This window comes from Leptotrichia hongkongensis (assembly GCF_007990635.1).
Taxonomy (GTDB): Bacteria; Fusobacteriota; Fusobacteriia; order Fusobacteriales; family Leptotrichiaceae; genus Leptotrichia; species Leptotrichia hongkongensis.
In genome coordinates this window covers 2,207,369-2,221,168 of the sequence record NZ_AP019846.1, presented here as the reverse complement: position 1 = coordinate 2,221,168, position 13,800 = coordinate 2,207,369, and the positions used below count along the sequence as shown (strand labels likewise).

11 protein-coding genes are annotated in these 13,800 nt (G+C 31.1%); 2 read left to right on the top strand and 9 right to left on the bottom strand.

The genetic code is table 11. From position 1 onward, the window contains the following. Nucleotides 1–322 precede the first annotated feature (322 nt). The 9 genes from FVE75_RS10590 to FVE75_RS10550 all read right to left on the bottom strand — a co-directional run bounded on the left by FVE75_RS10590 (nucleotide 323) and on the right by FVE75_RS10550 (nucleotide 12,411). Entirely contained in the window at nucleotides 323–1,909 is a 1,587-nt protein-coding gene (locus FVE75_RS10590) for a peptide ABC transporter substrate-binding protein (protein WP_147006388.1), read from the bottom strand. A gap of 88 nt (nucleotides 1,910–1,997) precedes the next feature. Next, the gene (locus tag FVE75_RS10585) at nucleotides 1,998–3,587 is read right to left on the bottom strand and encodes a peptide ABC transporter substrate-binding protein (RefSeq protein ID WP_147006387.1); all 1,590 of its coding nucleotides are present in this window, start codon (nucleotides 3,585–3,587) and stop codon (nucleotides 1,998–2,000) included. Between the two features lie 69 nt (nucleotides 3,588–3,656). Next, complete coding sequence (locus FVE75_RS10580) at nucleotides 3,657–5,246, bottom strand: peptide ABC transporter substrate-binding protein (protein ID WP_147006386.1); 1,590 nt, start codon at nucleotides 5,244–5,246, stop codon at nucleotides 3,657–3,659. A gap of 47 nt (nucleotides 5,247–5,293) precedes the next feature. Then, on the bottom strand, nucleotides 5,294–6,892 hold the full coding sequence (locus FVE75_RS10575; RefSeq protein WP_147006385.1) for a peptide ABC transporter substrate-binding protein: 1,599 nt from the start codon (nucleotides 6,890–6,892) through the stop codon (nucleotides 5,294–5,296). A gap of 70 nt (nucleotides 6,893–6,962) precedes the next feature. Then, on the bottom strand, nucleotides 6,963–7,913 hold the full coding sequence (locus tag FVE75_RS10570; RefSeq protein WP_147006384.1) for an ABC transporter ATP-binding protein: 951 nt from the start codon (nucleotides 7,911–7,913) through the stop codon (nucleotides 6,963–6,965). Further along, nucleotides 7,913–8,962, bottom strand: coding sequence for an ABC transporter ATP-binding protein (locus tag FVE75_RS10565; RefSeq protein ID WP_147006383.1), 1,050 nt, complete (start codon nucleotides 8,960–8,962; stop codon nucleotides 7,913–7,915). Before FVE75_RS10565 ends, FVE75_RS10570 begins: the two co-directional genes overlap by 1 nt. 379 nt (nucleotides 8,963–9,341) lie before the next feature. Continuing rightward, a complete protein-coding gene (locus FVE75_RS10560; RefSeq protein ID WP_147006382.1) occupies nucleotides 9,342–10,307 on the bottom strand; it encodes an ABC transporter permease in 966 nt (321 codons plus the stop codon). Then, on the bottom strand, nucleotides 10,307–11,284 hold the full coding sequence (locus FVE75_RS10555) for an ABC transporter permease (protein WP_021744418.1): 978 nt from the start codon (nucleotides 11,282–11,284) through the stop codon (nucleotides 10,307–10,309). The genes FVE75_RS10560 and FVE75_RS10555 overlap by 1 nt, the downstream gene beginning before the upstream one ends. 269 nt (nucleotides 11,285–11,553) lie before the next feature. Then, complete coding sequence (locus FVE75_RS10550) at nucleotides 11,554–12,411, bottom strand: hypothetical protein (protein WP_147006381.1); 858 nt, start codon at nucleotides 12,409–12,411, stop codon at nucleotides 11,554–11,556. A 203-nt stretch (nucleotides 12,412–12,614) separates the two neighbouring features. Here FVE75_RS10550 and FVE75_RS10545 point away from each other — a divergent pair, with 203 nt between their 5' ends. Next, nucleotides 12,615–12,989, top strand: coding sequence for an ArsR/SmtB family transcription factor (locus tag FVE75_RS10545; protein WP_021744402.1), 375 nt, complete (start codon nucleotides 12,615–12,617; stop codon nucleotides 12,987–12,989). A 250-nt stretch (nucleotides 12,990–13,239) separates the two neighbouring features. Beyond that, nucleotides 13,240–13,758: a thiol peroxidase gene (tpx, locus tag FVE75_RS10540; protein ID WP_147006380.1), complete on the top strand. Its 519-nt coding sequence runs from the start codon at nucleotides 13,240–13,242 to the stop codon at nucleotides 13,756–13,758. The last annotated feature ends 42 nt before the right edge of the window (nucleotides 13,759–13,800 follow it).

The following is a 13,800-nucleotide window of genomic DNA, read 5'->3' as shown; positions in this document are numbered from 1 at the left end:
TTCACTAATTTACTTTATATTAACCTTCATTTAAATAACAAATTTATTACAAACTTTTCTAATAAAGGATATAAACCTAATATTTTTAAATAATTAAATTTTTCAATCAAATTCTAGTACAAATAACCTGTCAGAGCATTTTTCTGTGTGGCAATGAGCAATCCTACGAAAATAAAAAAGTTGAATGATTATGAATTAACTGTTGAACACCCCTATTATAAAAATTTATTTTAATTTTTAAACGAGGTTTAGTATTAATTTAATTAAAATAATTACTCAATCAAAATTGTAAGGGCATGTCGTGTGATGCCCTTACGTTAAGTTAATTCATTACAACATCTCTTATAAAGAACTCTCCACCAATTGATACAAATCCTAGATTTTTAACTTTTGGATTTACTAAGTAAAGTTTTTGTTTTTGGAATAAGATTGTAACTGGTTGCTCTTCAGAGATAAGTTTTTCCATTTCTAACATTGCTGGAACTCTTACTTTTGGATCAGCAGAGCTTTTTACAATTTTAGTTAATTCGTCATATCTTGCGTTTTTGAAATCTCCACGGTTGTTTGCATTTGTGCTTTCAAATAAATCTAAATATGTGATTGGATCTAGGAAATCTCCAGTCCAGTTCATAAGAGCAACTTGATAATCACGTTTTTTAGTTCTTTCAACACGTTCCTTACCTGTTACAACATCCAGTTCGACATTTGCTCCTAAGTTATTTCTCAAGTTTTCTTGAATGTATTCGACAATAGCTTTTCTGCTTCCTGTGTCATTAAATAAAATTTCAAATCTTGGAAGTTCTGTTAATCCTTCTTCCCTAAGTCCTTCTGCTAGTAATTTCTTAGCTTCTTCAACATTGAATTTAGGCTGGTCAGTTGTAACTTCCTGTGCAAAATCTTTTGCAATGCCGTTTAGTCCAATTCCAGTTGGAGTGAACGCTTTAGTTGCTTTTTCAGAGCCTTCAAGAACTTTGTTTATAAGTTCATCTCTATTTATTGCCATAGTTATTGCACGTCTTACTTTTGCATTTTTAAATACATTTTCTTTTGTGTTGAATAGCAAGTAGTAAATTCCGCCATCATCAGCTTTTACAAGTTCTGGTTTTCCAGCAAATTCTTTTGCTTGTTCAAAAGTTATAGCAGTTACATCAACTTCTTTGTTTTTAAAAGCATTAACAGCTGAATCTGTAGCGATTATTTTTAATACGACATTGTCAGTTTTTACATTAGATGCGTCCCAGTAGTTAGGATTTTTTTTGAATTTTAATTCTGAGTCGTGAGTCCAGCTTTCCATAGTGTAAGGACCGTTTGAAATTGTGTATTCAGCATCTGTAAAGTATTTATCCTTTACTTCGTTGTAGAATTTTTGGTTTAACGGCATAAATGATTTGAACGTAACTAAATCATCAAAATATGGAGTAGGTGCTTCCAAAGTTACTTGTAATGTTTTATCATCAACAACTTTTATTCCAACTTCATTTTCTGAAGCTTTTTTAGAATTGTATTTTTCTCCATTTTTTATTACAAATAACATACTTGCATTACTTCCTGCTGTGTCAGGATTTAATCCACGAAGCCATCCAGCTTTAAAGTCCTTTGCAGTAACAGGATCTCCGTTGCTCCATTTCACACCGTCTCTTAAATGGAACGTCCAAATAAGTCCGTCTTCTGATTTTTCCCATTTTTCAGCAATACCAGCAACAGATTTTCCAGTCTTGTCTTTTCTTAAAAGGCCTTCTAAAATTAGTTCATCAACAGTTCCACCAGGAACATCTGTTGTTATTTGCGGATCAATTGATGATGGTTCAGTTACTATATTTAATGTAAATGTATTTCCATTACTTCCATTTTTACTTCCGCACGAAAGTACAAACATTAGCAATGTCAATATCAAAAACAGTTTTTTCATTGATTTATTTCCTCCTATTTTTAGATATTTCTGTAAAATTTTAAACTACTAAATAAGGGGTATAACACGATACCCCCTATAATTTAACTTATTTTAATGATAGATTTCCGAAATAGTATTCTCCACTAACTGCAACAAATCCAAGTCCTTGAACTCTTTCATCAACTAAATATTGTTTTTCTCTGTGGAAAAGCACACCAACTGGTAAATCTTCCGCAACTAATCCTTCAAGTTTAACAAGTGCAGGAATTCTGACGTTTTGATCGGCTGTACCTCTGACAGTTTTAACTAAAGCATCATATTGAGGGTTTTTATATGAACCATAGTTAGTTCCACCTGTTGATTCAAATAAATCTAAGTATGTAATTGGGTCAGGATAATCTCCAGACCATCCTGCAAGAACTAAGTCAAAGTTTTTTTGTTTCATTCTTGAGAATCTTTCCTGAGCAGTCATTATTTCCAGATTTAATTCAATACCTAAATTTTTTCTTAATTGCTCTTGAATATATTCTGCAATAACTTTATTATTTCCACTTTCATTAATTAACATTGACATATTAGGGAATTTTGCTGCTCCTGTTTCTTTCAGCCCTTCTGCTAATAATTTTTTAGCTTCTGCAGGATTGTATGCTAATGTTGAAGTAGGAACTTGTTCTGTAAAGTCTTTGTCATTCAATCCTTTTATTCCTATTCCTTTTGGAACAAGAGTTTTTGCCGCTGTTCCATATCCATTTAATACATTTTTTACTAAACCTTCTCTGTCGATTGACATAAGAAGAGCTTTTCTAATTTTTACATTTGCTAGTGTTTTGTTGTTAAAGTTAAATAATAGATACCATACTGATCCATCATTATTTGAAACCATTTTTGGATTATCCTTAAATCCTTTTGCTTGTTCAGCTGTAATTGAAGTTACATCTACTTCCTTGTTATTAAATGCATTTAATGCTGAATTATTATCAGGTATTATTTTGTACACAATATTTTCAACTTTTACATTAGGCGCATCCCAGTAATTAGGATTTTTTTTGAATACTATTTCTGAGCCATGTGTCCAGCTTTCCATTGTGTAGGCACCTGAAGATATTGTTTTTTCAGATTCTGTAAAATATGAATCTTTTGTTTCATCAAAGAATTTTTGATTTAATGGCATGTAAGTTTTGAATGCTACAAGGCTGTCAAAATATGGAACTGGAGTTCCAAGTTCTACTTCCAAAGTTTTATCGTCGATAACTTTTATTCCAACTTCTTCTGCAGTTCCTTCTTTTTTATTGTATTTTTCTGCATTTTTTATTGGATAAAGCATATATGCATATTCAGAAGCTGTTTCAGGTTTTAATGCACGAAGCCATCCGTTTTTAAAGTCTTGGGCAGTAATTGGATCACCATTGCTCCATTTTAGATTATCTCTTAAATGAAATGTCCATTTTAATCCATCAGCCGATTTATCCCAGCTTTTAGCAAGTCCTGGCTCAAATGTTCCATTTTTTCCTTTTCTAGTCAATCCTTCCATTAAAAGATCATTGACAGTTCCTCCACCAATATCTGTTGATATTTGCGGATCAATAGATTTTGGCTCATCCGTCAAATTTAAAGTAAACGTTTTGCTATTTCCGCCACTTTTCCCGCAAGAAATAACGAAAATCAGCATCATTAACATAGCTAATATTTTTTTCATAACAGTTTTCTCCTTCAAAATTTTATATTAAATTTATTGAATAATTTCAAAATTAAACAATTTTATTTATTATTTTATATAAGTATTATCCAAAACGAAATCTTTTCCTATTGGACTAAATACAATGTTATGAACTCTTGGATTTAATAATTTTGTATTTTGTCTATAGTAAAGTAGTCCCACAGGCATATCTTCTGCAATTATTCTTTCCATTTCAATCATATTCTTAACTCTTTCTTCCTGATTTCCAGAACTTTTAACTTTTTTCACAAGTTCATCGTAACGAGGATTAGAGTAATCTGAAAAATTATTTCCGTCTTTTGTCAGGAATCTATCTAGGTAAGTGATTGCATCGTTATAATCTCCGTTGTAACCTGCAAGAGCAATTTCATAATCTCTGTGTTGCATTTTATCTAGTCTTGATTGGAATGTCATTCCTTCAATTTTAAGGTTTACTCCTAAATTTGTTCTTAAACTTTCCTGAATATATTCAGAAATAACCTTATTATTTCCAGAATCATTGAAAATCATTGTTAAATCAGGCAATTTTTGTAATCCTAGCTCTTTTAATCCTTCTGCTAGCAATTGTTTTGCTTTTTGAGGATTGTAAGCTGGGAAAATTTTTCCTGCTTCTTCAGAGAAATCTTTTGAAATACCGTTGATTCCAACACCTTTTGTTGTATAAGTGTAAGCAGCTTCTCCTGTATTATCAAGTACATCTGTAATCAATTTTTCTCTATCTACAGCAAGTGATAAAGCTTGTCTAATTTTTTTGTTCGCAAGAACTTTATTTTTCATGTTGTATGTCATATACCAGACAGAACCATCTTTTGTAAGCAGTTTACGTTTGTCATTCTTAAATTCCTTAGCCTGCTCAATAGAGATGTTTGTTGAGTCAATTTCTCCATTTTTAAAAGCATTTACGCTGGCATTAGGATCATTTATAAATAACATCTTTATAGATTTTAATTTGATGTTATCTTTATTCCAGTAGTTTTCATTTTTTTCGAATACAATTTCTGAATCTCTTGTCCAAGATTTTATTACATATACACCTGATGAAATTGATGTTTCAGGAGATGTCATATATTTTTCTCCTACTTTATCATAGAATTTTTTGTTTAGAGGAGCATAAGTCTGAATTCTTACAATCGAATCAAAGTAGGTAAGAGGATTGTTCAATGTTACTTCTAGTGTGTAATCATCGATAACCTTTATACCAAGCTGATTTTCATCTTTAATTTTTCCTGCGTTAAATTGTTCAGCATTTTTTATGTAAAATAATTTGTCTGCATATTCTCCTGCTGTTTCAGGTTTTAATGCTCTAACCCAACCATCTCTAAAGTCTTTTGCCGTAATAGGATCACCATTGCTCCATTTTGCATTTTTTCTCAAGTGGAATGTCCACACTGTTGAATTTTCGTTGTGTTCCCATTTTTCTGCCACACCAGGAATAGATTTTCCATCTTCTGCCTGTCTTGTTAATGTTTCAGCAATAAGTGAATCCACAAATTCTCCCGTTGAATCATTTGCAAGCTGTGGATCATAAGATTTCCCTTCTTCTTTTAAGTTGAGCTTTAATGTTTCAGAATCTCCACCTTTTCCACAGGAAATAACGAAAGCCAGTAATATTGTAAAGATTAGTAATATTTTCTTCATACCTGCACTCACCCTTTCTTTTGGCGTATTAAATTAGTAAATTAAAATTATTTTGTGATATAAGCGCTATAAAAGTCTACAGAATCTCCAACTGAACGTAAAACAACACCTTTTAAGTTAGGATTTATTAAATATACCCCTACTTGATAGTAAAGTGCTGAATATGTAAAGTCATCTGATAATAATTTTTCTGCTTTTTTCATCGCATCCATTCTAGTTTTATTATCTTGGTTAACTTTAGCCAAGTCAATTAATTTGTCATACTCAGGATTTGAATATTTAGCAAAGTTAATATCTTTTGCCTTTGAGTGGAAAATTTCCAAATAAGTCATAGGATCTGCATAATCAGGTCCCCAACCGTATCTTACTATGTCAAATTCTCCAGCTTTTGCACGTGCAATTCTTTCTTTAGTAGTCAGAACTTCTACTTCTACATCAATTCCTAATTTTTCTTTCCATTGAGCTTGATAAAATTCTGCTTCTTTTTTACCAGTTCCCTTTTCGTCAACAGTTAATTTTAACTTAACTTGTGCAGGAGTAATATTTAATTCTTTTAATCCTTCATCAAACAACTGTTTTGGAGTAGTGTTTGAGAATTGTGCAAATAAATCTCCAGCTTCTTTTCTAAAATCACCTTTTTCCCCAGCATTTCCAAGTGCAACAACTCCTGAGGCAGGAAGTCCTACTCCGTTTAGAACACTGTCAACAAGCTGTTTTCTGTCTATTGCAAGAGATAGAGCTTGTCTAATTTTTATATTTTTTAACACAGGATGTGAACGGTTAAATCCAAAATAGTACACTCTTCCATCAGGAACTGTATGTAATTCTGGTTTTCCTTTGTAACTTTCCATTTTTTCTACAGAAATTCTTGTTAAATCTAGTTCTTTGTTTTCGAAGAAGTTTGTAGCTGCGTCAAAATCTGCTACAATTGCTGCTGTAAGCGTATCTAATTTTATATTTTGAGCATTCCAGTAATTAGGATTTTTCTTCATAACAACTTTACTATTATGTTCCCATTCTTCCATTATAAATGGCCCATTATAAATTGATTTATCAGCTGCAGTTGCGTACGCTTCGCCATTAGTGGCCAATGCTTTTTCATTAACTGGGAAGTAAACTGGCATAATTAATGTTTTTATAAAGAATGGTGCAGGTTTTGATAAAGTAAATTCAAGTGTATAGTCGTCTTTTAATTTTACTCCAACTTGTCCAAAGTCTTTTATAGTTCCATTATTAAAGTTCTCTGCATTTTCAATGTAGAAAGTAAGTATTGAATATTCAGATCGAGTTTTAGGATCGATTCCTCTTTTGATTCCGTTAAAGTAGTCTTTTCCTGTAACAGGATCTCCGTTGCTCCATTTCATTCCTTGTCTGATTTTAAATGTCCATACTTTTCCATCTTCTGATTTAGTCCAGCTTTCAGCTCCAGCAGGAACAACTTCATTTTTTTCGTTTAGTCTCACAAGAGGCTCATAAGTCATATTTGTAACCATAAATCCGCTTATATCAGTTAAAACTTGGGGATCTAAAGATGTTGGTTCAGCTTCGATGTTAAATGCTGCTGATTTACCATCATTGCCAGATTTTCCACAAGAGATGATAAACATTGATATAAGTAAGCAAAGTACTAAAAAACTTTTTTTCATAATTCTGATATTTCCTTTCTAAAATTTTGATTTTTTATAAATAAATTATTTTGAAACATTAAAATATTTTTTAAATAAGTCCTTTTTCCTTTAAGAAAGAAGTTTCCACAAAGTGTCCTGGCTTATATTCAGTTAATTCAGGAGTTTCAGGGATAATACCTATTTCAGAAGCATCTCCCATTGGACTTCTTAAATATGATTCATCCATATCAATTTTTGATGTTTTCTTGAAATCAGGATCTGCTATTGGTACAGCGGAAATAAGAGACTTTGTGTAGCTATGAACAGGGTCGCTGTAAACAACTTCTGGAGTTCCCAGTTCTACTACTTTTCCACGATACATAACTGCTACTCTGTCTGAAATATATTTTACCATTGACAAATCATGTGCAATAAATAGTAAAGTCAAATTTCTTTCTTTTTGCAAATCCTTTAATAAATTTACAACTTGTGCCTGAATTGACACATCTAGAGCCGAAATTGGCTCATCACACACTAATACTTCTGGATCAACGGCTAATGCTCTTGCAATCCCAATTCTCTGTCTTTGCCCTCCAGAAAATTCATGCGGGAAACGGCTTGCATGCTCCCTATTTAGTCCAACAATTTCCAAAAGGCTGTAAACTCTTTCCATTCTTTCCTGTTTTGAACTTGCTAGCTTGTGAATATCAATTCCTTCAGCAATAATATCTCCGACAGTCATTCTTGGATTAAGGGAAGCCTGCGGATCTTGAAATATCATCTGGACTTTTTTTGTAAATTCTTTTCTTCCATAAGATTCTACTGGTTTTCCGTTAAATAAAATATCTCCATTTGTCTTTGTATAAAGTCTGCTGACAGTTCTTCCAAGTGTAGTTTTTCCAGAACCTGATTCTCCTACAAGACTTAAAATTTCACCTTTGTAAATGTCCATTGTAACATTTTCCACAGCCTTTAGGACTTGTCTTTTTTTCATTGGGAAATATTTTTTTAAGTTTTTCATTTCTATTAGTTTTTCTTTTTTATTTTCGTTAACTGACATTATTTCCCCTCCATTCCTTCATTTTGTAATTCATCAGATTCCTCTGATTCAAAAGGAGATTTTATTTTTGGAGCACCGTCAACATAAAGCCACGATTTTACAAAATGTCCATTTCCTAAATCAATCATTGGAGGTTTTCTTTCATAGTCAATTTTCATTGCATATTCAGAACGTGGTGCAAATGGATCTCCTACAGGCGGTTTTAATAAATCTGGAGGAGTTCCTGGAATAGAAGCCAATTTTTCACCCATTTTCATATCCAGTCTTGGCAGAGATTTCAAAAGTCCCCAAGTGTAAGGATGCTTTGGATTCTTAAATAATTCCCTTACAGGAGCTTCTTCCAGCTTTTCCCCGGCATACATGACAACCACTCTGTCAGCAGTTTCAGCAACTACTCCCAAATCGTGCGTTATAAGTATTACGGCAATATTTAATTCTTTTTTCAGTTCATTTATCAAATCCAGTATTTGTGCTTGAATTGTAACATCCAAAGCCGTTGTTGGCTCATCACAAATCAATAAGTCCGGTTCACACGAAAGAGCAATGGCTATAACAGCCCTTTGCCGCATTCCTCCAGAAAATTCATGTGGATATTGATGAAATCTTTCTTCAGGTTTAGGAATACCAACTTTTCTAAGCATTTCAATGGCTTGCTGCTTTGCCTCTTCCTTTGTTACATTTTTATGAATCAAAATTCCTTCCATAATCTGCTTTCCAACTTTAATTGTTGGATTAAGCGATGTCATAGGATCTTGAAATATCATTCCTATTTTTCCGCCACGAAGCTCTCTCATTCTTTCAATGGAAGCCTTTACTAAATCTTCGCCTTCAAAAAGGATTTCCCCATTTTTTATTTCTCCTGGAGGCACCGGTATTAATCTCATAATTGTCTGTACGGTAACCGATTTACCCGAACCAGACTCTCCAACAATTGCAAGTGTTTCCCCTCGGTCCACAGAAAAGCTAATACCTCTAAGAGCCTGAACTTCTCCAGCATACGTATTAAAAGAAACACTCAAGTCTTTTACTTCTAATAATTTTTTTCCCATTCTCTAATCCTCTCTGTATTAATATGGATTGTTTTTACATAACTTTTATAACTAAATACTTTTTCTTTATTAACTCTATTTATTTTTAATTCATTTAACTTTTTTATTTAATTATTAAAGCAAAATTTCGTTAAAGAAAAAATAACTGTTTGAGATTTTGAAACATATTTTGAATTATATACGGTTATTCGTATTAAAATAACTTATATTCAAAATCGAGTTTTATTTTTTCTTTATAAGAAAGTTTTGCGTAAAGCGGGGATGCAAGGGTATGGCGTTTGATACCCTTGCTTAAATAAACTAAAATAAATGAAATTAAGAAAAATAATATTAAATTATAGAATAGTAAATTTTATAAAATTTTTAAAATTTTAAATTTTTAATCTCTTAGTTTTGGATTTAATGCATCATTTAAAGCATCTCCAACTATATTAAATGCCAATGTAATTAATGAAATTACAACTGATGGAATAATGAATAAATATGGATACGAAGTCATATTTACGAAACCATCAAATACCAAGTTTCCAAGTGAAGCCTGTGGAATTGGTACTCCAAGCCCAATGAAACTTAAAAATGCTTCAGTAAAGATAATGTTTGGTATATCTGTTGTAAGTCTTATTATTATTACACTTAATGTATTTGGAATTAAGTGTTTTAGAGTTATCCATAAAAAGTTTCCACCAAGTGATTTTGAAGCTAATACAAACTCATTTTCCTTTATTTTTAGGACTTCTCCACGTACTAACAGTGAATAATTTAACCATCTTGTAAGAGACATTGCGATAATTATTGTTTTTACACTGTTTCCCATTACAACCATTAACAAGATTATATAAATCATTGATGGAATAATTAATAATATTTCTACAATTCTAGTCATTATCGTGTCAATAATCCCACCAAAATATGCTGATACAGCTCCATAAATTGTTCCGAAAACAACACAGATTGCAGCTGTTATCAAAGATAATTCCATTGAAATTCTTATCCCTTGTGAAAGTCTTGCAAATAAATCACGTCCTAAATTATCAGTTCCTAAATAATGTCCTTTTGCAAGCCCTTTCGCTGGGCTTAAAAATTTAGCTGATAAATCTTGAGCTCTATAAGAATATTTTGTCAAACTTTGTCCAAATATTGCTAAAAATAAGAAAACAAGAGTTATTCCCAAAAATGACAAAGCTAATTTATTTTTCTTGAATCTTCTCCATCCATCCTGCCAGAATGTTAAACTTGGTTTGTAGATTACTTCGCTTTGATTGGTGTCAGGACCTACAATTTGAAAGTCTTCAGGCGTTGGGATATAATCATTTTCAGTTATAATTTTTTTTATATTTTCTGCCACTATACCTCATCTCCTTTTCCAAGTTTAATTTTAGGATCAACTAAAACATATACAATATCTACAAGTATCATCATAACGATTAGGAATATTGCATAAAATACCGTAACTCCAAGTACCATTGTATAATCCCTATCATTGATACTGTCAACAAAATATTTTCCTAATCCAGGAATTGAAAACATCTTTTCAATTACAAACGATCCTGTAAGAACTGCTGCAATTGTTGGACCCATTATTGTAATAATTGGTAAAATTGCATTTCTTAAAGCGTGTCTAAATACGATATTTTTTGGTTTTACTCCTTTTGCAATAGCCAGCCTTATATAATCCTGACCCATTACCTCTATCATTTTGTCTCTCAATAAACGTGCAATTAATGCTACTGTGTAAAGTCCAAGTGCAATAACTGGCAATATTTTTTTCTCAGGTCTGTCCCATCCCGATAATAAAATTCTTACAAGAGGCAGATTAAATTTATCAATTAAAATACCGTTATGCACATCAACAAAATACTTCTGCATAAGTCCTGCCAATACAAAACTTGGAACAGATATTCCAATTATTGCAACAATCATTGAAAGCCTATCTTGAAATTTTCCTCTTTTAAGAGCTGCAATAATTCCAAGCGGAATTCCAAGAGCTAGTGCAAATATAATAGATCTTGCTCCTAAATCTGCAGATGTCAGAAAACTTTTGTTAATAACATCATTAACAGTTCTTCCACGAACTTTCATGGATGCTCCCAAATCTCCTTTTGCTATGTTTTTTAGATATTCAACATATTGTTCCCCAAGTGGACGATCCAAATGGTATTTTGCCATTAGATTTTCCTTTACTTTAGGTGGTATCGCTTTTTCACTTTGAAACGGATCACCAGGTAACATATGTATCAGAAAAAATGTAATAGTAATAACTAGCCACAACGTTACAAGCCCCATTGCGATTCTTTTAATTAAAAACTTTAAAATATTTTTCATACTCGCTTCCTTTCGCTAAAATTTTATATATGTATATTATATCTTATATATAGTAATATTTGCAAGCAAATTTATTTATAAAAATATTTTTTTACTATTAATTTTTTTTATGGATAAATAATGATTCTCTAAATACAATATATTTTACTGAATTTTAAGTAATAAAATACAAATAAAAATAGTCTAAACTTATATTAAAATTAAATATAAAAATTTAGACTATTTATTTATCTATAAAATATTGTTTTAAAAATTTTTAACTGATTAAACTAATTTTTATATGTATCACAACGATTTAACCATCCTGCTAGCCATTTTTTTTCATTTTTTTCAGGATCAGAATTTTTTACACGTCTTTCAAGGACAAATTTTGCAGAATTGCTAAATTCTATAAGAGCCGCTTTTCCAGTTTCAGTCCCTTTCATATTTTCCAGAACTTGAAGAAGTCCCCAGCCATCACCCTTATAAGTTTCTGTTCTTGTAGTTCCTTCTCCCTTGAAATTAACATAGTCAATTAAAGGATAAAGACCATTTGGAGATTTTGCAACACGGTAAAATTGTTTTTTTACATTTTCTGGATTATCAGCAATTTCAAGCATTTTTTCCAAAGAATTTTCAAGACGCTCAAAAATAAATGAAACTTGAACATCCTTCGTATTATAAAGAAAATTTGTCAATTCAATAATGTCTTTGTTCAAAATTCTTTTTTGTCTAAAAAGTTCATCTCTGTTTGCCCAAGGCGAATATTCATTTTCTTCCATAATCTTAGGTAATTTTATATTGTGAGCCCTATAATAAGCTACCAGCTGTGGAAAGCTTTCTGCAAATTTTCCTCTTTGCCCTTCCCTGTACCATATAAAATGTCCAATTCCAAGAGAGGGAAAATCTTCTCCGATATTCCAATATACAATATCTTCTTTTTTTCCACCGGCTTCATTTTTAAAAATCTTATCAGCTACAACATCCAGTTCTGCCTTCGAAATTGTAAGACCAGCTTTTTTAGATGCCTCTTCAGTATCAGGTTTTGAAGGTGTTTTGGTCATGTTTTTGTTAGATAATCCAAATGAAATAATAGAAAAAGCCGTAATACTGGCTAAAATTAATAATTTATATTTGTTTCTTTTCAGAAAGTCTCTCCTTGTTTTATTAAAATTATCATTTTTATTTAGATTTTTTAGTAAAAATACAAAAGTAACTTGTTACATTATAACAATTTTTTAGTAAATTTTCACTTTTTTTTATCTTAGTTGGTAAAAGAAAAAATCTAATTTTGCACTTATTTAAATACATGGTATAATAACAATATATGTCTCAAAAGTTGGGAGGGAAAATGAATAAAATACTGGAAGAAGAAAATGAAAATTATGAAATAAAGGCTATTCATAAGGATATTGTGGAAAAGGTCGAAAAAATGATGCCAGAAGAGGAAGTTGTGTATGATTTGGCAGACTTTTTTAAGATACTAGGAGATACAACTAGAATGAGAATATTAAGTGCCTTATTTCAAGAAGAAATGTGCGTATACGATATTGCAAATCTTTTGAAAATGACTCAATCTGCTATTTCACATCAGCTAAGAGTCCTAAAGCAAGGAAGATTTGTTAAGTATAGAAAAGAAGGGAAAATTGTGTATTACTCGCTGGAAGACGATCATATAAAGCATATCGTGGAACAAGGGATGACACATATTTTAGAAAAGAAATAAATTATTTGTAAATCAAATAATTTTACTATACAAACAATTTTAAATATGTTATAATTACAAAAAGTAGATAGTTGTAAATATAAAAGCTGTAATCAAATTATTTTAAAAACAAATTCTTCAATTATAGTTGTTCTATTCAAGTTTTGTTTTTATATGAAGCTATGGTATTTTACTTTTAAAAGTAATAAAAATTATTTACAAATATTTAAAATTAAAAAATTATAATTATTAAAGTAAAGGAGAAGGAATAATGGCAGAAATAAAAAATAAAGTAACATTCAAGGGAAATCCTGTAACTCTTGTGGGAACAGAAGTGAAAGCTGGAGAAGTAGCGCCAGACTTTACAGTTTTATCACCAGAACTAAAGGAAGTAAAATTAAGTGACTATAAAGGAAAGGTTGTTGTAATAGCAGTATTTCCATCAGTTGATACTGGAGTATGTGCTTTACAGCTGGCTAGATTTAATCAGGAAGCTGCAAGTTTTGGAGATGATGTTCAATTGCTTACAATTTCAGCTGATTTACCATTTGCATTAGGAAGATATTGTGCAGATAAAGGAATAAAAAACGCTTTAACGGCTTCAGACCATAAAGAGTTAGATTTTGGAACAAAATATGGATTTGTAATAAAAGAATTAAGATTATTGTCAAGAGGAACTATTATTGTAGATAAAGACGGAATTATTAAATATGTAGAATATGTAAAAGAAGTTGGAGAACATCCAGATTACGAAAAAGCGTTGGAAGTAATAAAAGAATTAACTAAATAAAAAAATAAATGGAGTTAAACTTACAATAAAGAGTTTTCTCCA